The sequence below is a fragment of the Tenacibaculum sp. AWR4_210 genome (assembly GCF_056160945.1).
Genome location: NZ_JBSWYF010000008.1, coordinates 155,584 through 178,824 on the forward strand (window position 1 = coordinate 155,584; position 23,241 = coordinate 178,824).

21 protein-coding genes are annotated in these 23,241 nt (G+C 39.6%); 10 read left to right on the top strand and 11 right to left on the bottom strand.

From position 1 onward, the window contains the following. Positions 1-137: 137 nt before the first annotated feature. The 5 genes from ACXAG7_RS15465 to rlmD are packed head-to-tail and all read right to left on the bottom strand — an operon-like array spanning position 138 to position 4,115. The gene (locus ACXAG7_RS15465; protein WP_408044318.1) at positions 138-461 is read right to left on the bottom strand and encodes a translation initiation factor; all 324 of its coding nucleotides are present in this window, start codon (positions 459-461) and stop codon (positions 138-140) included. A gap of 1 nt (position 462) precedes the next feature. Continuing rightward, complete coding sequence (locus tag ACXAG7_RS15470) at positions 463-1,410, bottom strand: isopenicillin N synthase family dioxygenase (protein ID WP_408044317.1); 948 nt, start codon at positions 1,408-1,410, stop codon at positions 463-465. 60 nt (positions 1,411-1,470) lie between these two features. Continuing rightward, entirely contained in the window at positions 1,471-2,190 is a 720-nt protein-coding gene (locus ACXAG7_RS15475; protein ID WP_476667388.1) for a DUF6048 family protein, read from the bottom strand. Continuing rightward, positions 2,171-2,656, bottom strand: coding sequence for a DUF6452 family protein (locus tag ACXAG7_RS15480; protein WP_408044315.1), 486 nt, complete (start codon positions 2,654-2,656; stop codon positions 2,171-2,173). The genes ACXAG7_RS15475 and ACXAG7_RS15480 overlap by 20 nt, the downstream gene beginning before the upstream one ends. Positions 2,657-2,663: 7 nt before the next feature. Beyond that, positions 2,664-4,115, bottom strand: a complete 1,452-nt coding sequence (gene rlmD / locus ACXAG7_RS15485; RefSeq protein ID WP_408044314.1) for a 23S rRNA (uracil(1939)-C(5))-methyltransferase RlmD — start codon at positions 4,113-4,115, stop codon at positions 2,664-2,666. Positions 4,116-4,249: 134 nt separating this feature from the next. Here rlmD and ACXAG7_RS15490 point away from each other — a divergent pair, with 134 nt between their 5' ends. The 3 genes from ACXAG7_RS15490 to rocD all read left to right on the top strand — a co-directional run bounded on the left by ACXAG7_RS15490 (position 4,250) and on the right by rocD (position 6,571). Further along, a complete protein-coding gene (locus ACXAG7_RS15490; protein WP_476667389.1) occupies positions 4,250-4,801 on the top strand; it encodes an RNA polymerase sigma factor in 552 nt (183 codons plus the stop codon). Position 4,802: 1 nt separating this feature from the next. Beyond that, a complete protein-coding gene (locus tag ACXAG7_RS15495; RefSeq protein WP_408044312.1) occupies positions 4,803-5,186 on the top strand; it encodes a DUF6768 family protein in 384 nt (127 codons plus the stop codon). A gap of 140 nt (positions 5,187-5,326) precedes the next feature. Continuing rightward, complete coding sequence (gene rocD / locus ACXAG7_RS15500; protein WP_408044311.1) at positions 5,327-6,571, top strand: ornithine--oxo-acid transaminase; 1,245 nt, start codon at positions 5,327-5,329, stop codon at positions 6,569-6,571. A gap of 52 nt (positions 6,572-6,623) precedes the next feature. Here rocD and ACXAG7_RS15505 read toward each other — a convergent pair whose 3' ends face one another. From ACXAG7_RS15505 to ACXAG7_RS15520, 4 genes are all read right to left on the bottom strand, one after another. After that, a complete protein-coding gene (locus ACXAG7_RS15505) occupies positions 6,624-9,596 on the bottom strand; it encodes a DEAD/DEAH box helicase (protein WP_476667390.1) in 2,973 nt (990 codons plus the stop codon). A 181-nt stretch (positions 9,597-9,777) separates the two neighbouring features. After that, entirely contained in the window at positions 9,778-10,113 is a 336-nt protein-coding gene (locus ACXAG7_RS15510) for a CCC motif membrane protein (RefSeq protein WP_408044309.1), read from the bottom strand. A gap of 14 nt (positions 10,114-10,127) precedes the next feature. Further along, positions 10,128-10,415 carry a DUF2752 domain-containing protein gene (locus ACXAG7_RS15515; protein ID WP_408044308.1) on the bottom strand — a complete coding sequence of 96 codons (288 nt, stop codon included), beginning with the start codon at positions 10,413-10,415 and terminating at the stop codon, positions 10,128-10,130. 5 nt (positions 10,416-10,420) lie between these two features. Further along, on the bottom strand, positions 10,421-10,744 hold the full coding sequence (locus tag ACXAG7_RS15520) for a YbaB/EbfC family nucleoid-associated protein (RefSeq protein WP_476667391.1): 324 nt from the start codon (positions 10,742-10,744) through the stop codon (positions 10,421-10,423). 97 nt (positions 10,745-10,841) lie between these two features. On the opposite strand from ACXAG7_RS15520, the gene ACXAG7_RS15525 reads away from it, so the two are divergent. The 4 genes from ACXAG7_RS15525 to ACXAG7_RS15540 all read left to right on the top strand — a co-directional run bounded on the left by ACXAG7_RS15525 (position 10,842) and on the right by ACXAG7_RS15540 (position 15,425). After that, positions 10,842-12,980, top strand: coding sequence for a S9 family peptidase (locus tag ACXAG7_RS15525; protein WP_476667415.1), 2,139 nt, complete (start codon positions 10,842-10,844; stop codon positions 12,978-12,980). 97 nt (positions 12,981-13,077) lie between these two features. Then, on the top strand, positions 13,078-14,070 hold the full coding sequence (gene capA, locus ACXAG7_RS15530) for a cysteate synthase (RefSeq protein ID WP_408044305.1): 993 nt from the start codon (positions 13,078-13,080) through the stop codon (positions 14,068-14,070). Positions 14,071-14,073: 3 nt separating this feature from the next. Beyond that, a complete protein-coding gene (locus ACXAG7_RS15535; RefSeq protein ID WP_476667392.1) occupies positions 14,074-14,931 on the top strand; it encodes a helix-turn-helix domain-containing protein in 858 nt (285 codons plus the stop codon). Between the two features lie 95 nt (positions 14,932-15,026). Next, the gene (locus ACXAG7_RS15540) at positions 15,027-15,425 is read left to right on the top strand and encodes a GlcG/HbpS family heme-binding protein (protein WP_476667393.1); all 399 of its coding nucleotides are present in this window, start codon (positions 15,027-15,029) and stop codon (positions 15,423-15,425) included. Positions 15,426-15,456: 31 nt separating this feature from the next. On the opposite strand, the gene clpB is transcribed toward ACXAG7_RS15540, so the two are convergent. Next, entirely contained in the window at positions 15,457-18,060 is a 2,604-nt protein-coding gene (gene clpB, locus ACXAG7_RS15545) for an ATP-dependent chaperone ClpB (RefSeq protein WP_476667394.1), read from the bottom strand. A gap of 260 nt (positions 18,061-18,320) precedes the next feature. Between clpB and ytxJ the strand changes: the two genes are divergently transcribed. Both ytxJ and ACXAG7_RS15555 read left to right on the top strand, forming a co-directional pair. Beyond that, the gene (ytxJ, locus tag ACXAG7_RS15550; protein ID WP_408044301.1) at positions 18,321-18,716 is read left to right on the top strand and encodes a bacillithiol system redox-active protein YtxJ; all 396 of its coding nucleotides are present in this window, start codon (positions 18,321-18,323) and stop codon (positions 18,714-18,716) included. Positions 18,717-18,786: 70 nt separating this feature from the next. Beyond that, a complete protein-coding gene (locus tag ACXAG7_RS15555; RefSeq protein ID WP_408044300.1) occupies positions 18,787-20,343 on the top strand; it encodes a DEAD/DEAH box helicase in 1,557 nt (518 codons plus the stop codon). Between the two features lie 79 nt (positions 20,344-20,422). Here ACXAG7_RS15555 and fahA read toward each other — a convergent pair whose 3' ends face one another. Further along, positions 20,423-21,709: a fumarylacetoacetase gene (gene fahA / locus ACXAG7_RS15560; protein ID WP_408044299.1), complete on the bottom strand. Its 1,287-nt coding sequence runs from the start codon at positions 21,707-21,709 to the stop codon at positions 20,423-20,425. Positions 21,710-21,912: 203 nt separating this feature from the next. On the opposite strand from fahA, the gene glyA reads away from it, so the two are divergent. Then, a complete protein-coding gene (gene glyA, locus ACXAG7_RS15565; protein WP_408044298.1) occupies positions 21,913-23,187 on the top strand; it encodes a serine hydroxymethyltransferase in 1,275 nt (424 codons plus the stop codon). Positions 23,188-23,241 lie beyond the last annotated feature (54 nt).

Sequence of the window (23,241 nt, forward strand, 5' to 3'; positions counted from 1 at the left end):
ATAGTTCTTAACAGTTACTGTATAAACGAGCAATTCTGGTAAAAAGTACTAGTGTGCTCATTTTTAACATTTTGTAATATTAAGAGAAAAAAATAGAAAAACAAAAATGCCGAGAAAATTTTCTCGGCATTTTTGTTTTATCCGCCCACGCGCTTTACGCGAAAGCCTTTATCTTTTAGGAGTTCCATGATGTTGTCTCGGTAATCTCCTTGAATGATAATCTGATCGTCTTTAAAACTACCACCAACACCCAAATGTGTTTTGATTTCCTTAGCTAGCTTTTTGAAATCGCTTGTAGCTCCTGTATAACCAGCTAAAATCGTTACGGGTTTTCCTTTGCGTTTTTCGTATTTACACAGTATAGGATCGTCCTGCATCCAGATGTCTGGCTTGGTTTCTTCCGGTTGCTCTTCAAATTGATGTTCCGGAAAAAGGTTTTTTAATTGATCTTGTAAATCCATCTTACTTGATTAATCCCAGTTCGCGTAAACGCTCGTTTAAGAATTCTCCAGCGGTGATGTCTTCGAATTGTTTTGGGTTATTCTCGTCCACACAATTGTCTAATACATCTAACTTCATTTCTGAAATTGGGTGCATAAAGAAAGGAATAGAGTACCTTGAAGTTCCCCATAATTCTTTTGGAGGATTTACCACGCGGTGAATAGTTGACTTTAATTTATTGTTACTGTGACGTGATAACATGTCACCAACATTAATCATTAATTCATCAGGCTGAGCGATAGCGTCAATCCACTCTCCTTCGTGGTTTTGAACTTGTAATCCTTTTCCGTGAGCTCCCATTAACAAGGTAATTAAGTTGATATCACCGTGAGCCGCTGCACGAACTGCACCTTTAGGCTCTTCCTGAATTGGAGGGTAGTGGATAGGACGTAAAATACTATTTCCATTTTTGATATATGCATCGAAGTAAGTCTCTTCTAAGCCCAAGTGCAATGCGAGTGAACGCAATACGTATTGCGCAGTCTTTTCTAACATTCTATAAGCCTGCTTTCCTACTTCATTGAATTTAGGTAATTCATTAACAGAAACGTTTTTTGGATATTCCGCCTCTAATGCTGGATCGTCTTCAACGTATTGTCCAAAATGCCAAAACTCTTTTAAATCACCTTCTTTCTTTCCTTTTGCAGATTCCTTTCCAAATGAAACATAACCTCTCTGTCCTCCAATTCCAGGAATTTCGTACTTCTGCTTCACATCTAAAGGCAGTTCAAAGAAGTTTTTGATCTCTTCGTATAAATCGTCAACTAATTTGTCGTCAAGGAAGTGACCTTTCAAAGCGACAAATCCGATATTTTCATAAGCATTCCCTATCTCGTTGATGAACTTTTGTTTACGAGCTTCATCTCCAGATAAAAAGTCTTGTAAATTTACACTTGGAATTTTATTCATTGTTAATAAGTTTTATTTTTTACGCTGTAAAGGTAGTGAAATCAAGCGTATGAAGGAAAATTACTTATTAACAATTGGGATCATATACGAGAGCGTATAGAAGAATCCAAAACCAGTATTCGTTTCAAATACACGGTTAAATCCTGGTGCATACAAGGTTTTAAAGTTGCTCTGGTCATCTACGCTCAACATAATTTTATACGAAAATCCACCGCTCACGTACAAGTTCTTTAAGGTTTCTACTTTGATACCTAGCTGAAATTCAGTCCAGTGTGCCATAAGTCCTGATTCTGCTCTGGGTGTGGTAACTGGTGTACTTGGAAAGTAAATAGGGGTATTGGTTGAGCCTGTTGTTACGTTAGGGGTGTAGCTGTCTAAACTGTGTTCAAAGAGCGCCAAACCATAACGAAATCCTACAAAAATTTCATTGGTCATGTCGAGCCAATTCTTGTAGGCATTGTAATTTACTCCGACTCTCATAAAACTTCCCTTCGAACTCGAGGTCAGAAAATCTTCAAAAGAAGTCTCTTTTTCATACCCCATTTCAGCAGCTACATACCAGCTTTTGCTAATGCGATAATCTCCCACGATTTCCAAACCGCTGTAACTTTTATCGACAAAAGACAAGGTGGGTTTGCTCAGGTCAACTCCAAGTCGAATTCCATAGGCTGTTTTGTACTGCGTGCTGTCTTTTGGAGTGCTGTTTTGCTCTTTTTTTTGAGCAAAACTCGACGAAATAATACTCAAAAAGACGGTGATACTAATGATATATTTTGACATGAGCTCGTGATTGATTGTCGATGGTGTTTACATCGGTTGGTGTAAGTGATTGAATCCAAGTACCCGAAGGGGCAGTTACCGTAACATTGTTAAAAATATAGCGGTAACCGCAGGAACGAGAAACGTATTCCTCCTGGGCTTTGTAGTTGATGGTGAGGGTGCTGATTTGATTGTTGGCAACCTTTCCGTCTACCTCGTTGATTTTTAAAGTGTATACCGTGGTCGTCGCTGCACTGTTTAAGGGAATGGCTATAGAGTCCAAACTCTGGTTAATGACCAGACTGTCTGTTTTTCCTTGAGCAATAATCGATAAACGCGAAACGTTTTTAGTTTTTGTTTGGTCACTATTGTCATAAAATCGAAGTACTAGGTTAGGAGTTACCGGAGAAGACGTACAAAAATCATCTTTCTCACAACTGGTGAGTCCGAGCAGTGCTAGGATGCCGAGGTAGAATATTTTTTTCATGTAGAACTTACTTTTCGAATAGTACAACTGTTTCTATGTGTGCCGTGTGTGGAAACTGATCTACTAAACTTATTTTTTTGATTTGATATCCTGCCGCCATGAGCTCTTCTGTATCACGAGCCTGGGTTGCAGGGTTACAAGATACATAAACCATGCGGTCAGCATTTAAATTTATGATTTTTTTAAGTGTTTTTGGAGCGATACCAGCTCGGGCAGGATCTAAGATAATCGTGCGGATTTTGTTGCGGTATTTCGGGTGCTCCTGTAAAAATTTTCCTACGTCGGCAGCAAAAAATTCAACGCCAGTTATATTGTTACGCTTCGCATTTTTGCGAGCATCTTTAATGGCTGCAGCCACAATATCTACACCGATAATTTGGGTGTTTGTAGCGCGTGAAGCAATAATCTGACCGATGGTTCCTGTACCGCAAAACAAATCCATGACAACGGTATTGTCAATTGCTTCTTTATTTTCTAAAGCGTAGTCTACAACTTTACTGTACAGTTTTTCTGCAGATTTTGGGTTGGTTTGAAAAAAGCTTTTCATGCTGATTTCAAAATTTAAATCGAGTAATTGCTCTACAATTTTTTCTTTACCGTAAATCAATTCGATGCTTCCGCTAGTAGCAATCGTACGATCACCTATTTCATCATTGATAGTATGGAGAAAACCAGCAACGCGATCTCCAAATAAAGAAACCAAATACTGAGCAAAAGCATCCAAGTCAAATTGTTTTAATCCGTTAGAGGTAGTTACCAGGTTAAACAAAAGTTGATTGGTTTTGTATGATTTTCGCACCACAAAATAGCGGAAAAAACCTTCTTTTCTCGGAGCGTGCCAAGGTGCTAATGTCGTGTTTTCACAATAGTTCCTGATCTTGTGTAGGTTTGCTTCTAGCGCTTCGTCAAAAAGACCACTGTCGGTGTTTAAGTTTTCACCCATCCACCAAGTACCACGTCTCTTAAAGCCTAACGTGAATTCATCGACGTCTGATTTTTTCTCGGCATCGTACCCAATAGCAGAGAAGCTGTATTCCATTTTATTTCTGTAGTGGAACGTGCTCGGTGAGCTTACGAACTCGTCGAAATAGTCTTCGATGTCACTAACCTTTCCAATTTTTCGAAACAAATCCATGGTACTTTGGTATTTGTACTCGTGTTGTTTTTCTATTGGGAGTTTGATGTAAGGAGCTCCTGGGATTTCTTGATAAGGCATGTCTACTTCTTGATCAGAAGGTGTAAGTACCTCTAAAAGTTTGCATTCAGCATACTTCTTTTTTGATTTATCTACACGGGCTTTTACAAATTGTCCTGGCAATGTGTTCGGAACAAACACGACGAATTCTCCGTGCTCGTTTTTAATGCGTCCAATTCCCTTTCCACCGAAGGCATAGTCTTCGATAAGAATTTCAATAGTTTCTCCTCGCTTCACAAATTTGTTGCGTTCTCTTCTTGGCATCTCTCGTTTAATTTATCGAATGCAAAATTAGAAAAGAAATTTTGTATGGATGCGTACCAAGTCTGATTTTAATTTTTTTCTAAGAAATTAGTGAACCTTTCTGTAGTTTTAACGTTCTGTGTGTAGAAAATACCATGAAAAATAAGCAAAACATATCAGAGGAAGCACTGATTCGAAAGTTTCAAAAAGGAGATTCAAAGGCTCTAGTGCCCTTGGTAAAGCGGTATCATAAACTATGGTGTGCATTGGCCTATGAAATTTTAAAGGATGCCGATTTGGCTAAAGACGTGGCTCAGGAAGCTTGGAAAGTGATAATAGCCAGTTTACCCGCGATAAGTGCAACAGTGAAGTTCAAGGCTTGGGGGGCACGGATTGTGAAAAATAAGAGTATCGATGAGTTGAGGCGACAACTCCGACTGAGGGCTAGGCAGCAAGCCCTGTTGAGGACTGGTTTCAACTGGGAAGTAAACGAAGCGGAACGCATTGGGAAGGAAGAGCGATATCGGGCTGTACTTAAAGTATACAAAACACTTTCGGAAGAACACCGGCAGGTTCTTCGTTTGTTTTATGTTGACAAGTATTCATTGAAAACGATGGCTAGCCTGCTGGGAATATCAGAAGGGACCGTGAAATCTAGATTGTTTCACGCGAGAGAAAAGATTAAAAAAAACGTAAAAGTTACATAATATGAAAACAACAGAAGAAATAGATGCGTTAATCAAGGAAACCTTGACGCAAGAAGAAGCTAAATTTTATCAAGAATTGGAAGAGCAATCGATATGGCAAATGGTATGGGGGCTGTTTGATGGTAAAAACAGATGGATTATGTTTGCCATGAATATCATGACCCTGGTGTTTTTTGGTTTATTTGTCTATTGCGTTTGGAAGTTTTTTCAGGCCGAAGAGTTAAAAGAACTACTCAAATGGGTTGGGGGAGCGGTGATTTTTATGTTGGGTGTCAGTATGTTAAAGGTTTTTGCGTGGTTGCAAATGGATAAAAATGCTATTTTAAGAGAAATCAAGCGATTAGAGTTACAAATACTGTCATTATCTTCAAAATTGTCCGACTAAGATTTTAAGAAACAACGAATATTTAGTAATTTGCGGGCTCTAGGGATGATTTCTCTCCCACGCTGCTTTTTCGAGTTCTTCGAAAGAATAAAGGTATAGTAGGAATGGTTATTTTATGAATTTTAAAAAAAATTAAAGAAATGGCTGTTTTAGAACAATTAACTTCACAGCAAGCAATCGATTTAGAAAACAAGTACGGAGCTCATAACTACCACCCATTACCAGTGGTATTGAGTAAAGGAGAAGGAGTGTTTGTTTGGGATGTTGAAGGAAAAAAGTATTACGATTTTTTATCTGCATACTCAGCTGTAAACCAAGGGCATTGTCATCCTAAAATTGTTGGAGCAATGGTGAATCAAGCACAGACCTTAACATTGACGTCAAGAGCGTTTTACAACGATATGTTAGGGCGCTATGAGCAATTTGCTACCGAATATTTTGGATTTGACAAATTATTACCGATGAATACTGGTGCTGAAGCAGTAGAGACGGCGTTAAAGATTTGTAGAAAATGGGCTTATGAAGTAAAGGGAATCGCCGAAAACGAAGCAGAAATTATCGTTTGTGAAAACAATTTCCACGGAAGAACAACAACGATCATCTCTTTTTCAAATGACCCTGTTGCAAGAAAGAACTTCGGGCCGTTTACCAATGGATTTATCAAGGTAGAGTACGATAACTTACAGGCTTTAGAAGAGGCGTTAGCATCGAGCAAAAACGTAGCTGGATTCATGGCTGAGCCAATTCAAGGAGAAGCTGGGGTTTACGTACCGTCAGAAGGGTATTTAGCAGCGGCAAAAGCGTTGTGTGAAAAGTACAATGTATTGTTTATTGCGGATGAGGTGCAAACTGGAATTGCGAGAACAGGAAAGTTATTAGCAGTACAACACGAGGAAGTGCAACCTGATATTTTAATCTTAGGAAAAGCATTGAGTGGAGGTGCATACCCTGTATCAGCAGTATTAGCTAATGATGACATCATGGGCGTTATTCGTCCTGGAAACCACGGTTCAACTTTTGGAGGAAACCCAATCGCAGCAGCAGTAGCGATGGCAGCTTTAGAGGTTGTAAAAGAAGAGAAGTTAGCTGATAATGCAGAGCGTTTAGGTAAAATTTTCCGCGAAGAGTTAGGGAATTTCGCTGAAGAGAATGAATTAGTTACTTTGGTACGCGGGAAAGGATTGTTAAATGCTGTTGTCATCAATGATACAGAAGATAGCGATACTGCTTGGAACATCTGTATGAAGTTACGTGACAACGGTTTGTTGGCAAAACCAACACACGGTAATATTATTCGTTTTGCTCCGCCATTAGTAATGAATGAAGAGCAGTTAAGAGATTGTATCGATATTATTAAGAGAACAATTTCAGAATATAAAAAATAAGCTGAGTAACAGTTATAGTGTAAAAGCAGTACCTTTAAAAGGTGCTGCTTTTTTAGTTGGTCAGTTCGTATACGTTGAGGTGTTTTCTGAGTAGGCCTGAAGGAGTGTTTTGATTGGCGTCAAAAACACGAGTATCTCCAAATAAGATAAAGCTGTCTTTGGCACGAGAAACAGCGACATTTAGCATGTTGGGCTTGTTGTCTCTGTCAAAGAACATCGTGCCTTCATCTTCATTGCTGTACACGGAGCTAAACAAAATAATACTGCGTTCTGCCCCTTGTAAGGCGTGTACAGTACCCAATTTGATATTGTTGATGTTGTAACCGGCTTCAGTGAGTGCTTTAGCGAGTTCTCCCTTTTGGCTGGCGAAAGGGGTAATGATTCCTAAAACTTCTTCAATTGCTGCTACTCCGTAGGCTTTTTGAATCACATCTTTGTTTTGTTGTAGCCATAAAACGATGGCTTTTACCTCTTCAAGGTTACAGCGGCTATTGTATTTTCGTTCACTGATTCCGTTAACGTGATATGCAATCATGGATGGAAAGGCTTGGTCGTCACGCGCTGTCCCTTTCATGGGTTTTAGGATGCCTCCATAGGCCAATTCGTTACAAAAACCGATGATTTCATCATTACACCTTCGGTGCTCTAGTAGTATTAAACCGTTTTCAAGCTTGTCGTCCAGAGGAGTTGCGTATTCGCAGGCATTTTGTGTCATTTTCATGATACTACCGTTGGAAGCTAAAAAGCCGAGTCTGCTTAATTCGTCAAAGGTGTGTTCGTCTTCGAGTAGGTCTACGGTACTCAGATTTCCCAAGTCAATGCGTGGGGGGATGGCCCAAATAGGTTCAATTTGTTTTAAATCACCCACTACAAAAGCTTGTTGTGCGAGTGAAAATAAAGGAATACTAACTTCTGGAGTAACCTGTCCTGCTTCATCGATGATTAGCAAATCGATGAAATTGTACAGCGGTAAATAGTCAAACAGCGGTTTGCCTTCTTCACTTTCACCTCGAAACTGGCTGTAAACAAAATGTGATGGCGCTGTATAAAAGGTAGCGACAAAACAAGGGGTGAGCATGGCGCGACGCTTCCATTTGGTGGTCACTGCCTTTTCTCCTGTTCCGCGTTCTGAGCTTCCGTCAAGAGCGTCCATGGTTTCTAGTATCCACCGTGCCTCCCAGTAATGGGTCGCCAATAAAAAAGCAGTATGACGGAGTTTTAAGTCAATTTCATCGTAGAAAAAGCGCGGAGCAAAATCACGCTCCTGTATTTTTTCGTATTCGTACTCCCACATAAGTGTTTCCGAGGTAAAAGGATGCCCTTCAATTTCGTGTTCGCTTTTCCAGTTTTTTAATTTGTGGTCGGCTTGTTGTAGGAGGTTTATATTGGCCAGCTGTTGTTTGATATATGAAAAGCAGGCATCTGCATCAGCCAAAGTTTCTTCGTTGATGCGGAATTTGGTAGTTGCCGTTGGCTTCCCTGAGTTGGAACAAAAATAGCTAGCTACGCGCTCCAGAAAATCAGGTGATTTTTTGGCCGCTTTTAATTCGTTTAAGCTGGTTCTTATATTGTGTAAGGTTCGTATGTCGATAGGAGCATTTGGCAACTGGTCTTCTGGGTGATACAGAAGGTTGTTTAGCGTTTTTAATCCCGTCAAAAAATCATTGGAATATTTGACGCTGTCAATGAGTTGGTCTTCTATGGCAATAATTTCCTCTTGTAAATGCACACAGGCATCTTCTAAAGATGTTTCGTCGATGTCGAAGTAACTGTTGTACTGTTCCAGAAAGTACTGCTCAGCTTCGTAGAGGTAGTTGTGATTTTCTAGTTCGCAAAGGGTTCCTTCGTGCTTGAATAAGTTCCCTTTTAAGTAATTGATGTCTTTAAGGGCTTTGTCTCCTTTTGATCCTGAGGGTAGGTAGGTAGCATAGCCGTTAAAGTCCGGTATCCAGCGTTTTGATAGGGCTTCTAAAGTGCTTACCGAATTAATAAAACTGTCGATGATGTTCGTCACTGCTTGGTTGTTGTTAGAGCAAGCGAGTATGACAGGAGCATCTTCTCCTCGAATGGCTGCTTTGACCACTTCCGTAGCAACCAAACTTTGTAATAAGGTAGTTTTTCCAGTACCAGGAGGACCGTTAACGGCCATAATAGGACTCTCTTCACCAGTGAGATAAGACAGTAGCGTTTTGCGCTGACTAATAGATAGCGGAAACTCATTAGACATTTGCCCTAAGTGAAGGTGATTGTAGTATAAGAAACCTTCGTCCGTCACCGGATCTTTTCGGAGTCGGTCTTCTGGAGTGATAAGTTTTGATAACAGCGGTAATTCAGGTGCGGTATCCAGCAAATTATCATAGAGGAATAAGATGCTTTTGGCCGTTGATATTTTTGAACTTACAGCGAAATAGGTCAGTTTGTAGCGGGTAAAATACTTTGCTGTTTTGTAGTGGTATACAGAGCTGTAACAAATGGTTTGGAACACCTCGTTTACATAGCTCCAATAACTGTCCCATCCAACTGTTTCATCTTCGTACTCTGGCTCTGGAGTTTCTATGAGTTGTGCTTCAGAAACTGCGTCAATACTCGAAAAAATAAAGTCGTTTTTCACATCGGCGATGGGCGCTAGGTAATTGCGAACAATGAGAGGAAACAAGTCTTTTGGAGCCGACAATTGTCCTTTCCTGTCAATGCGAGCTTTGATCCAAAATGGGTGGATGATACGTTGTTTAAACTTGGTGTTTTCCGAATCGTGTTCTAGATAAAAGGGAGCAATAAGTATTTCCGTATCGGTAATTTCATACCAGTGTGTACTGTCTTTTTTAGTAACCCCTCGAAGTCTATTGATGCGCCTTTCTTCGTTGTCTACCAATTCTGTAGCGTGTTTTTCGCTCAGTTGTGGTGCGCTGAGATCAGAAGAGTTTTGTCGGTACAAATGTTTGATTCTCGCGATATCTACCGCGAGGTTTTCGCTGTCAAAAAGACTGTTTTTATAGTATAACAGCCAGTTTTTTTCGTCGTTCATATGGTGCTTGCTATTCCCTAATACATTTCAAATTCTTTCGATTTGAAGGCCTGCGAAAATAGGATTTTTTATGCCGAATGCACAAGGGATGTTAACAAATGAACTGTTCTTTTGATAACTTGTTGAAGGGGAGTTGGGTACTCCTAAAAAAAAACACCTTGTGATTCACAAGGTGTTTTTTTTAGCTCGCTTGTTCAAAGAACTCACGGAGCTGTTCTGGATCGTCAAATACACCTGTTCCAAACATAATAATCACGGCAATGATGTAAATGAGACTCAGTACGTTGAGGACTATTCCTATAATTGAAAGTATAAACCCCGTGTGAAGGCTGTTGTAGTTGGTATAGATACCAGGACTTTCATTGTACAGTTTTTTGTCTTTATTGTAGAGAATAATCCCGACAATACTCATAATAACTCCCGGGAGTCCATAACAACAGCAACTTAGGATAGAGAATATTCCTAGGATGAGCACTGCTGTGGCATTGGGGAGTTTTTTTTCTTCGAATTCGTGCATGAGATATGAATTTATTATTTAGTCATTTTTACAATGTAGGCAATCGCTACAAAGAGTCCATTAATTACAGCTAATATGAGTAAGAGTCTAGCTGATTTCTTTTTCCGGATCCACAAATGAACCACAGCCGCCAATAAAAAGAGCAAAGTGGTATACACTGGTGGAAATGTGGTAAACGCCTTTTGAAATTCGCCTTTTGAAACGAGTACCGTAGCGCGTTGCATTCCACAACCAGGGCATTCAACGCCCAATAATTTTTTATTGAGGCAGGGGAGCATGTACTCTTCAGCTTTACCTTGCATAAGAACTATTTAAAGAGGTCCATTCCAGGGATGTTTGGCATGCCGCTTTTGGCTGCGATGGCAAGCTCCTGTTCATTGATGGCGCTAGCTCTTGAAAGCGCTTTGTTCAGTGTTAAAATGAGGTAGTCTTCTAACTCTTCTGTGTCTTCCAGTAAACTGTCGTCTATGCGGATGGCTTTGATTTCGCGATTCGCAGTTACGGTTACCTTTACAGCACCGTCTGCACCAGCTTCGTCAATAAGCACCGTATCTAGTCTCTTTTTAGTCTCTTCTACTTTTTCTTGGGCTTCTTTTAACTTACCCATCATTCCTGAGATATCTCCGAACATTTATTTTAATTTTAACGAATTTAAAGGTACAAAAGTAGTATTTTCACTGAAATCTTAACCATACTTTAAAAAAATGAAAAAAATAATGCTGCCTACTATGGCTTTTAGTCTTATTTTTGCAGCCTGCAAAAATGAGAGAATGAAAATAGATACCAAAGCCCCTGTTGCTGAAAAACAAGCAACTGTATTAGAGAAACACGGAGATAAAAGAATAGATAATTATTTTTGGATGCGCTTGTCGGACGAGCAAAAAAATGCCGAGAATAAAGACGAACAAACGCAAAAAGTATACGATTACCTGAATGCTGAAAATGCCTATTACGAGGAGCAAACAGCAGCGACCAAAGATTTCCAAAAAGATCTTTTTGAGGAAATGAAAGGACGAATCAAAGAAGATGATGAGTCGGTACCGTACTACAAAAATAATTACTATTACATTACTCGTTATGAGGTAGGAGGACAATACCCTATTTACAGTCGTAAAAAGGGAAGTTTAGAAGCTGCAGAAGAAGTAATGTTCGATGTGAACAAAGAGGCAGAAGGACATGAGTATTTTCAGTTAGGAGGTCTTAATGTGTCTAAGGATAATGCTTTGGTGGCATTTGCTGTGGACACGGTAAGTAGAAGACAATACACCATACAGGTAAAAAATTTAACGACAGGTGAGGTATACGCAGACAAGATAGAAAATACTACAGGAGGATCTGTTTGGGCCAACGATAATAAAACCTTGTTTTATGCCAAAAAGGACCCAGTAACCTTGAGAAGTTCTCAGATTTTTAAGCATGTTTTAGGAACGCCAGCTTCCGAAGATCAATTAGTTTTTGAGGAAAAAGACGATACTTTTGGCGTGTTTGTAACCAAAACTAAATCTCAAAAGTATATTGTTGTAGGTTCGTATTCAACGGTGTCTTCCGAGTATCAGGTATTACCAGCGGATAACCCGAATGCAGCGTTACATGTAATTCAGCCTAGAGAGCGAGATTTAGAGTACGATATTGCGCACTACGGAGATCATTTTTATATCAAGACAAATAAAGATGGAGCAGTCAATTTTAAGTTGATGAAAACTCCAGAAGACAAGACTACTAAAGAGAATTGGGTAGATGTAATTCCACATCGAGAAGATACCTTTTTTGAAGATTTTTCGATCTTTAAAGATTATTTAGTACTCGAAGAGCGTACGGAAGGTTTGAATAAAATCCGTATCAAGCGCTGGGATGGAAAAGCCGATTATTATTTGCCATTCGATGAGGAAACCTACTCAGCAGGAGTGTATTCAAATCCTGAATTCGATACAGACGTGATTCGTTATTCGTACAATTCGATGACAACACCGAGCTCTGTAATCGATTTTAATATGGCGGATAAAACCAAAGAGGTTAAAAAAGAGCAGGAAGTTTTAGGAGGTAAATTTGACAAGGCAAATTACGTAAGTAAGCGTTTGTGGGTGCCTGCAAGAGACGGTAAAAAAATTGCACTTTCTATAGTACACCACAAAGATACCAAGTTGACGAAAGACACTCCAGTATTACAGTACGCCTATGGGTCGTATGGATATACCATATCAGACGGATTTTCAACGACGCGTTTGAGTTTGTTGGATCGAGGATTTGTTTATGCACTAGCACATATTCGAGGAAGCCAATACTTGGGAAGAGAATGGTATGAAGACGGAAAGATGTTGAACAAGAAAAATACTTTTACAGATTTTATAGATTGCTCTAAGTATTTAATTGATCAAGGCTATACTTCTCCAGCTCATTTGTATGCAATGGGAGGTTCAGCAGGAGGATTGTTGATGGGAGCAGTAATTAATATGAATCCAGAACTTTACAATGGAGTGATTGCAGCGGTACCATTTGTTGATGTGATTTCAACCATGCTCGACGATAGCATTCCGTTGACTACAGGAGAATACGATGAATGGGGGAATCCTAACGATAAGGAATATTACGAATATATTAAATCGTATTCGCCATATGATCAAATTGAGAAAAAAGCGTATCCTAATATGTTGGTGACAACAGGGTTGCACGATAGTCAAGTGCAGTATTGGGAGCCTGCAAAATGGGTAGCTAAATTAAGAGAATACAAAACGGATGACAATATGTTGTTTTTGCATATAAATATGGATGCAGGACATGGTGGGGCTTCAGGTCGCTTTGAAGCACTGAAAGAAACAGCAGAAGAATACGCGTTCTTTTTGATGTTAGAAGGTCAGTTAGAAAAATAGTTATATTTTTGCCCACGAAATTAAGTAGGGCGTCATTACGAGTATAAGTTTGTATAAAGCGCACTACTCGTAATGACGCCTTTTATATTTATTAAGAATGAGACATCCCGGTATTACCCAATCCGTATTAGAACTTGTAGGAGAAACCCCTTTAGTACAACTTCATAAAATTACAGAAAACTTACCTGGTACCTACTACGCAAAAGTAGAAGCTTTTAATCCAGGGCATTCGGCCAAAGACCGTATTGCACTGCATATTATTGAAACTGCGGAGAAGAAAGGTATTGTAAAGAAAGGGGATATTATTGTTGAGACAACATCGGGAAATACAGGTTTTTCATTGGCTATGATAAGCATAGTAAAAGGGTATCGATGTATTTTGGCTGTGAGTGATAAGTCGTCACAAGATAAAATTGATATGCTAAGAGCTATGGGAGCAGAGGTTCACGTATGCCCTGCTAATGTAAGAGCTGACGATCCGAGATCGTATTATGAAGTGGCTAAGCGTTTACACCGTGAAAATCCAGGGTCTATTTATATCAATCAGTATTTTAATGAACTCAATATAGAAGCGCATTACAAAAGTACTGGGCCTGAAATTTGGGAGCAAACCGGAGGTCGTGTGACCCATGTAGTAGCTGCTAGTGGAACCGGGGGGACGATTTCGGGAACAGCGAGATTTTTAAAAGAAAAAAATCCAGCAATAAAAATATTAGGTATCGATGCCATGGGGTCGGTGATTAAGAAGTATCACGAGACTGGTGAGTTTGATGCCGATGAAATTAGTCCTTATAAAATAGAAGGCTTGGGGAAAAACTTAATTCCTACTTCAACGGATTTTGACGTGGTTGACGTCTATGAAAAAGTTGCGGATAAAGAGTCAGCATTAATGGCGAGAGCATTGGTAAAGTCAGAAGGTATTTTCGCAGGCTATACTTCTGGAGCCGCTATTCAGGGAACTTTACAATACGCTGCTAAAGGTTACTTTGATGAAAACAGTGTTGTTGTGGTCATCTTTCCAGACCATGGATCGCGATATATGAATAAGATTTATTCTGATAATTGGATGAAAGAACAAGGTTTTTTGTAGGAAATGACGCAAGATTCCTTTGTAAACATAGCCTCTATTCCTGAAGTATATATTGCTGAAGGCGCCGATGTACCGGAATTGATGGTGTACGATTTGCACATGCAGTCTGCAATTGTAAAAGATAAGGTACAGCTCAGTAGGCATATGTTTAGTTTTTTGCAAAGAGGAACCAAACAGGTACATCTGTCTACTAAATCTTTTCAGGTCGATGCAAGTCAATCGCTTATGCTTAAACAAGGACACTGCTTATGGTCAGAAACCTTAGACGCTGAGGCTACCTACTATTGCAAGCTTTTGTTTTTTTCAGATGTTGCACTGCGACGCGTATTACAAGAATACGGTGGCGTCTCTGCTACTATCAGTGCGAGGAGTTCGTTTATCATTGAAAATGATGCCTATATCGACGCCTTTGTCGTTTCTTTAGGGCAGGTCCCAGCGTTAAAGCGCTTTCAAGAAAGGTTTCTGTCGCTTAAGTTTGAAGAATTACTATTGTATTTATTAGAGAAGTACGGTACTCCTTTTGAAGCGTATTTAGCAGGTTTGCTGAGCAGCGTTCAAAATCAAGATGTAGCGGCTGTGGTACAAGCCAATACGTACAGTTCGCTTTCCGTAGAGGAGTTGGCCTTTTTGTCTAACAGAAGTTTATCGACGTTCAAAAGGCAGTTTAAGCAACTCTACAAAGAGTCACCGGGAAAGTGGTTGCGAAATAAACGATTGGACCACGCAAAATTTTTACTGCATTCCGGACAAGAACCCCTTGCAGAGGTCTATTGGAAGTTGGGGTATACCAGCTTATCAAATTTCAGCAGTGCATTTAAAACTAAATTTGGGGTGAGCCCGTCCAAAATAGCTCGATCTTAAGAGGGTGACCCGTATTCATAAGTATCTGCCCTAAATAGCTAAAAAATTACGAGACAACTCCTGTAATTTTGTACCGGAAATAAAAAGATATATTTATGAATATTACATTAGAACAAGCGGAAAAAATGCTCGCTGCAGCACGTGAAAAATCTACGGAATTAGGAGTGAAAATGAATATAGCTATTGTCGACGCAGGAGCTAATTTAGTTGCTTTTGCTAAGATGGATGACGCTTGGTTAGGGTCGATTGATATTGCACAAAAAAAGGCGAAAACTGCACGTTACTTCGATATGCCTACAGGAGCTATTGGAGAACTATCACAACCAGGAGGAGCCTTGTTTAATATCGAACATTCGAACGGAGGATTGATTACTTTCCCAGGAGGTTTACCTATTAAAGATAACAACGGAACTGTTATCGGGGCCATCGGAGTTAGCGGTAGCACCGTTGAAAACGATCATGCTGTAGCTGAATTTGCGCTAACGGCAATTTAATTATAAAAAAAAGCTGCATTCGCAGCTTTTTTTATTGATTCACCAAATCGGATTGATTTCTAAATACCAGTTGCTCGTCAAAAGCATCGAGTAAGATTATGCTATCGGTGGTGACTTTCCCAGATAGGATTTCTTTTGATAACTGATTGAGGACTTCTTTTTGAATAACTCGTTTTACAGGACGTGCACCAAATTCCGGTTGATACCCTTTGTGGGCGAGGTATCGAATGGCTTCGTCTGTAGCGTCGATGGTTATTTGCTGTGCTGCTACCATTTTTTTGACCTGCTCCAACTGAAGCGCAACAATTTTTTCGATGTTCGCTTGTGTGAGCGGGGTAAAGGTAATAATGTCGTCAATTCTGTTTAAAAATTCAGGACGAACCTGTTGTTTTAATAAACTCAATATTTCAGACTTTGCGAGTTCCATTGCCGTGTCAATCTCTCCTTTCATCGTATCGAATTTTTCTTGGATGATATGGCTCCCCATATTGGAAGTCATGATGATAATGGTGTTTTTAAAATCCGCGACACGACCTTTGTTATCGGTAAGCCTCCCTTCATCGAGTACTTGTAATAGGGTATTAAAAGTATCTGGATGGGCCTTCTCAATCTCATCTAGTAAAACTACCGAATACGGTTTTCTTCTTACAGCTTCTGTAAGCTGTCCACCCTCGTCATAACCTACATATCCCGGAGGAGCTCCCACGAGTCGACTCACGGAATGACGCTCTTGGTATTCGCTCATATCAATACGTGTCATGGCGTTTTCATCATCAAATAAATAGGATGCTAAGGCCTTCGCGAGCTCTGTTTTACCAACACCGGTAGTTCCTAAAAATAAAAAGGAACCTATAGGTTTATTCGGGTTTTGAAGCCCGGCTCTCGAGCGACGAACAGCATCGGAAACAGCTTCAATGGCTTCTTCCTGACCAACGACGCGTTTGTGTAGTTCGTTTTCTAAAGCCAGTAGTTTTTCGCGTTCTGATTGCAGCATTTTCGTCACGGGGATTCCGGTCCATTTCGCTACTACCTCCGCAATATCATCGTAATTGACTTCTTCCTTGATGAGTGCGTTTTCACTTTGTTCTGCTAACAGCGCTTGTTGAGTTTCCAAGGCCTCTTGAGCAGCTTTAATTTTACCGTATCTCAATTCAGCAACGGTTCCGTAATCGCCATTGCGCTCTGCCTTTTCGGCTTCAATTTTAAATTGTTCTATCTCGGTTTTTAATTGCTGTACTTTGTCAACAACACTTTTTTCAGATTGCCATTTAGCATTGATCTCGTTCCTGTCTTCCTTTAAATTGGCTAAGTCAGCATTGAGGCTTTTGAGTTTCTGGTCGTCATTTTCGCGTTTTATCGCTTCAATTTCAATTTCTAACTGCATGATTTTGCGGTCAAGCACGTCCAGTTCTTCGGGTTTCGAGTTTATTTCCATACGGAGTTTTGACGCGGCTTCATCCATGAGGTCGATGGCTTTGTCCGGTAAAAATCTATTGGTGATATAGCGTTGTGATAAGGCTACGGCACCTATGATGGCTTCGTCTTTTATGCGCACCTTGTGGTGTGTTTCGTATTTGTCTTTGATACCTCGAAGTATAGAAATAGCACTTTCCGTATCAGGCTCATCGACCAATACCTTCTGAAAACGACGTTCCAAGGCTTTGTCTTTCTCAAAGTACTTTTGATACTCATCTAAGGTGGTCGCTCCAATGGCACGGAGTTCACCACGGGCAAGGGCAGGTTTCAATATATTCGCGGCATCCATGGCTCCTTGTCCTCCTCCAGCACCGACGAGTGTGTGAATTTCATCGATGAATAATACGATATCTCCATCGGCTCCAGTAACTTCTTTCACAACAGATTTTAGGCGTTCTTCAAATTCTCCCTTAAACTTTGCACCGGCTATTAGTGCTCCCATGTCTAAAGAGAAAATTTGCTTGTCTTTCAAGTTTTCCGGAACGTCACCTCGAATGATTCGATGGGCCAAGCCTTCTGCAATAGCTGTTTTTCCAGTTCCCGGTTCTCCTACTAAAATGGGGTTGTTTTTAGTTCTTCTCGACAGTATTTGCAAGAGTCTTCGAATCTCTTCATCACGTCCGATGACAGGATCTAGTTTTCCGTCCTGCGCAAGCTGATTGAGGTTCTTCGCGTATTTATTAAGCGAGTTGTAGGTGTCTTCTGCACTTTGTGAAGTAACGCGATCTCCTTTGCGCAGTTCTTCAATAGCGGCTTTTAATGATTTTTCAGCCAATCCTTGATCTTTAAGTACTTGAGCTATTTGGCTTTTCGACTTAAAAATTGCTAAAATCAAGTGTTCGATGGAAACGTATTCATCGTTCATTTTTTTTGCGATCAAGGAAGCTTCGTTTAGCGTTTTTCCGGCTTCTCTCGATAACATAATATCGGCACCGCTTACTTTAGGCATGCTTTCGAGTTGCTTGTCTAGGATGTTTTGAAGTAAGTCGAGATTGATTTGGTGTTTCTTTAAAAGAAAGGGCAACACATTTTCATCAACTAAAAAGAGTGCTTTAAATATATGTTCGTTCTCAATTTGGCTGTGACCCAAACCTTGTGCAAGCTGTTGGGCTTGCTGTAAGGTTTCTTGAGATTTTATGGTAAAGTTATTAAAATTCATAATCGTTGTTTTTTTGCTTATAAACTGTCAAATTCAATACCATTTCAAATAGTATTGCTTTTGGTGTCAAAATGACGCTTTTAGTGGTGTTTTTACTGTCTTTTTGTCTGTTTTGTGTGTTTTTTAATGACTTTTTTGCAAATTTGGTTTCGAATTTCAGTTGTTCAACGCGAATGAGCAGTTCGAGTAGGAGGGATGCTTTACTAGCTTCCAAATGAAAGGTAAGCGTATATTTAACGACTGAGCATTAAATTTTAAACATGGGACTACTTAATAAGTTATTTGGAAAATCGACAGAAAGCAAGGGAGAAGAGGTACAGAGTTATATAAACTGGATTCCTTTGACTAATTTAGAGCAGTTAAAACAAATACAGCAGCAGTCAAAAAAAGAGCCTATTGCCATCTTTAAGCATTCCACGCGTTGTGGTATTAGTAGTATGGTTATCCAGCGCTTTGTAAAGAGTTTTGACGAAGACTTAAAGGACTTCAAAGTGTATTATCTCGATTTGCTGAGCTATCGCAATATTTCTGATGAAGTCGGGTACACCTTTCAAGTTTTGCATCAATCACCACAGTTGTTGGTTATTAAAAACGGTACCGTTGTGGCGCATGCCTCTCATTACGAAATTGCTAACATCCATTTAAAAAACTTTTAAAAAAGAACGCAAAAAACAAGGAATTTCCTTTAATTCGTCGTATTTTTGCACACTTCAAAATAGCACAAAATTGAGTAAAGAAACGACGACGACCCAACAAAAAAAAGGTAAAAATTTATATGATTACCAAAAGGAAGCGTTACACAAAATTTTTAAGAGTTTTGAAAATGCCCCTAATAATTATCACTTGTTATACCAGTTGCCAACTGGTGGAGGAAAGACTGTAATTTTCTCGGAAATAACAAGGCAGTACCTCAAGCATTATCAGAAAAAAGTTTTGATAATGACACACCGTATTGAGCTGTGTAAGCAAACGGCGAAGATGCTGAGTGAGTTTGGTGTAGAGAATAAAATTGTAGACAGTAAGGCTTCGTTAGATGATCAAGGAGATTTTGATTGTTTTGTAGCCATGGTAGAAACCTTAAATAATCGATTAAACGACGATATGTTGGATATTTCTGACGTAGGTTTAGTGATTATTGATGAGGCCCACTACAACTCGTTTACAAAGCTCTTCAAATTCTTTAGCAATTCGTTTATTTTGGGGGTAACTGCAACGCCATTGAGTTCGAACATCAAGTTACCTATGAAGAACAACTACGATGAGCTAATCGTAGGAGAGAGTATTGCGGCCTTGATAGAAAACGAATACTTGGCAAAAGCGAGAGTATTTTCATACAATGTAGGATTAACGTCCTTAGAAGTAGGTGCCAACGGTGATTATACCGTGAAGTCATCGGAAGATCTGTATACGAATTCTGACATGCTTTCTAAGTTATTGCAGGCGTATGAAGAGCGTGCTAAGGGAACGAAAACGTTGATTTTTAACAATGGTATTAATACTTCGTTACACGTTTTTGATACGTTTAAGAGAGCGGGATATCCGATTGCGCACTTAGACAATACCAATACTAAAAAAGAGCGTGACCTCATTCTTAAATGGTTCCACGAAACTCCAAATGCCATCATTACTTCAGTAAGTATTTTGACTACCGGTTTTGATGAGCCTTCTGTGAGTTCTATTATTCTGAACAGAGCTACTAAATCGTTAACCTTATATTATCAGATGATCGGACGTGGATCGCGTATCTTACCAGGAAAGTCTGATTTTAACGTGATCGACTTAGGGAATAATTTCCATCGTTTCGGACCTTGGGGTGCCGATTTGGATTGGCAAAAAATGTTTAGAGCGCCTAATTTCTATTTGGATAATTTATTGACCGATGAAGAAATTGAAAGCGAGTTTAAATACGAGTTACCTGCTGAGATTAAAAAGGAATTTGCCAATTCAGAAGATTTGTACTTCGATGTAAAAAAAGTGTATGTACAAACCATTCAGGCTGGGCAATCTTCTAAAAAGGTACTTGAGAAATCTATTGAGCACCATGCAAAGTTGTGTGTAGAAAACAGTGAAGATGTTTTCGATGCCTTGATTTTAGCAAAGAAACTCGGAGGAGATATCGATGACCGTATTTACAGGTATTCAAAGTGTATTTGTAAGAGCACACACAATTTTATCGATTGGTTACAAGATGACTATCGCAAGAAATTAAATACCTATTTACGTTCGAATTTTGATGAGGTGTACGAACAAATTCACGGACATCCACCACCAGAGGAAGAGTAAAAAATAAAAGCAACTAAAAAAAAGCTGCACAGTATCTACTGTGCAGCTTTTTTTAGTTGTTGACTCGCTCGAAGTTTTCTTAGTCTTCGATAGCAGGTAATATTTTTCCTGTACACTCACCAAATCCAATGCGAACCTTGTCGTTTTGAGCGTAACCGCGCATAATAACAGTATCGTTATCATTGATGAATTTACGTGTACTTCCATCTTTCATTGTAAGTGGATTTTGACCTCTCCAAGTAAGTTCTAACATTGAACCAAAACTGTCTTTAGTAGGTCCAGAGATAGTACCACTTCCCATCATGTCTCCAGAGTTTACAGGACATCCGTTTACGGTGTGGTGGGTTAATTGTTGTACCATAGTCCAGTACATGTACTTAAAGTTAGAATTACAAACCACTGTTTCTTCAACACCTTCTGGCTGAATAGCCATTTGCAAGTTGATATCGTAACTGTCTTTATTTCCTTCTTTGCGTAAGTACGGTAAAGGTTCGTGTACTTGTTTTGGATTGTCTACTCTAAATGGCTCAAGAGCGTCCAAGGTAACGATCCAAGGAGATATTGTAGAGGCGAAATTCTTTCCTAAAAACGGTCCTAATGGCACGTATTCCCAAGCTTGAATATCACGGGCAGACCAGTCGTTAAATAATACTAATCCAAAGATGTAGTCTTCAGCTTCTTCGATAGGAATGCGGTCTCCTAAATCGTTGGCTACCGTTGTGATAAATGCCATCTCTAATTCGAAGTCCAAAAGTTTAGAAGGCCCAAAACCAGGAGTAGTGCTCCCTTCTGCAGGTCTTGATTGTCCAATAGGACGACGAATAGGGGTTCCTGAAGGAACGATTGAAGAGCTTCTACCGTGGTATCCGATAGGGATGTGAAGCCAGTTCGGTAACAAGGCATTTTCAGGGTCTCTAAATAAAGAACCTACATTGGTAGCGTGCTCCTTGCTCGCGTAAAAATCGGTGTAGTCACCTACGCTAACAGGTAATTGCATTTCAATTTCGTCCATGCGGAAAATGATCTTGTCTTTATGGCTTGCATTGTCGCGTAATTTTCCGTTTTTAACGTCAAAAATATCGGCGATTCTATTGCGAACCAAACGCCAAGTTTTACGTCCGTCAGCGATGAAATCATTTAAAGTATCTTGTAAAAATATATCGTCTGTTAAAGGGATTCCCTCAAAGTACCCTAATTGGTGTAACGCCCCCAAGTCAATGGCATAATCTCCGATTCGCGTTCCAATGGTAATGATGTCATCCTTGGTTAAGAACACACCAAAAGGAATGTTTTGAATAGGGAAATCAGAGTTTTCCGAGACGGTTAACCAGGATTTTCTATTTGGATTATTGGCAGTTATTTCCATGTAATTGTATTGTTTTATTTTTTATCAAACCTACATATTTTTTTCAAGTTAGACTAGTCCCTAATTTAAAAAAAAGAAAAATAATCTCAGATTTGATTAATATAGTATTAATAGGTGTTGCGATGATGAAAATACTGGAATTAAGCAACAAAAATCCTGATAAAATCATTACATTTGGCAACAATTTTTAACAAAACACAACAATGCAAAAAGATCACCAGATATTTGACCTGATAGCTGAGGAAAAAAAGAGACAGCTAAACGGTTTAGAGTTGATTGCTTCTGAGAACTTTGTAAGTGAACAAGTAATGGAAGCACAAGGGTCTGTATTAACGAACAAATACGCTGAAGGATATCCTGGAAAAAGGTATTACGGAGGCTGTGAAGTAGTTGATATTGTAGAGCAAATAGCTATCGATAGAGCGAAGGAATTATTTGGAGCGGCGTACGTAAATGTGCAGCCTCACTCTGGAAGTCAGGCGAATACGGCGGTTTTTGCTGCTTGTTTAAAGCCAGGTGATACGATTTTAGGGTTTGACCTTTCTCATGGAGGACATTTAACCCATGGATCACCAGTTAATTTTTCAGGGAAATTGTACAATCCTGTATTTTACGGCGTGAAAAAAGAGACGGGATTAATCGATTACGATCATCTCGAAGCTCAGGCGAAAGAACACCAACCTAAGTTGATCATTGCTGGAGCTTCTGCGTATTCTCGTGATATTGATTTCGCTCGATTTAGAGAAATTGCAGATAGCGTTGGAGCTATTTTGATGGCCGATATTTCGCACCCAGCGGGATTGATAGCTAAGGGGATTTTATCAGATCCGTTACCTCATTGTCATATTGTTACAACTACAACCCACAAAACCTTGAGAGGTCCAAGAGGAGGAATGATTATGATGGGACAAGATTTCGACAATCCATTCGGTTTAACTTTAAAGAGTGGTAAGCCTAAGAAGATGTCGACTTTGTTAAACTCTGCGGTGTTCCCTGGAAATCAAGGAGGACCTTTAGAGCACGTAATCGCAGCCAAAGCTGTTGCGTTTGGAGAGGCTTTGACCGATGAGTTTTTAGAGTACCAAATTCAAGTTCGCGAAAATGCACGTGCGATGGCAGCTGCATTTGTAGCCAAAGGATATCACATCATTTCAAATGGTACGGACAATCACATGATGTTGATCGATTTGAGAAATAAAGGAATTACTGGAAAGGATGCTGAATTAGCCTTAGGTAAAGCTGAAATTACGGTAAATAAAAACATGGTTCCGTTTGATACGCAATCACCATTTATCACATCAGGAATTCGCGTAGGGACTGCTGCAGTTACTACGAGGGGACTTGTTGAAGAGGATATGCAAAGTATCGTTGATTTGATTGACGAGGCCATTAACAATGCTGATAATGACGAAGCTTTAGAAGCCGTAGGAGAGAAAGTATACGATTTAATGCATCACAGAAGACTTTTTGTAATGTAAGAAGTATACTGTAAAATATAGTTGAAAAAGGTTTGAACACGTCTGTGTTCAAAC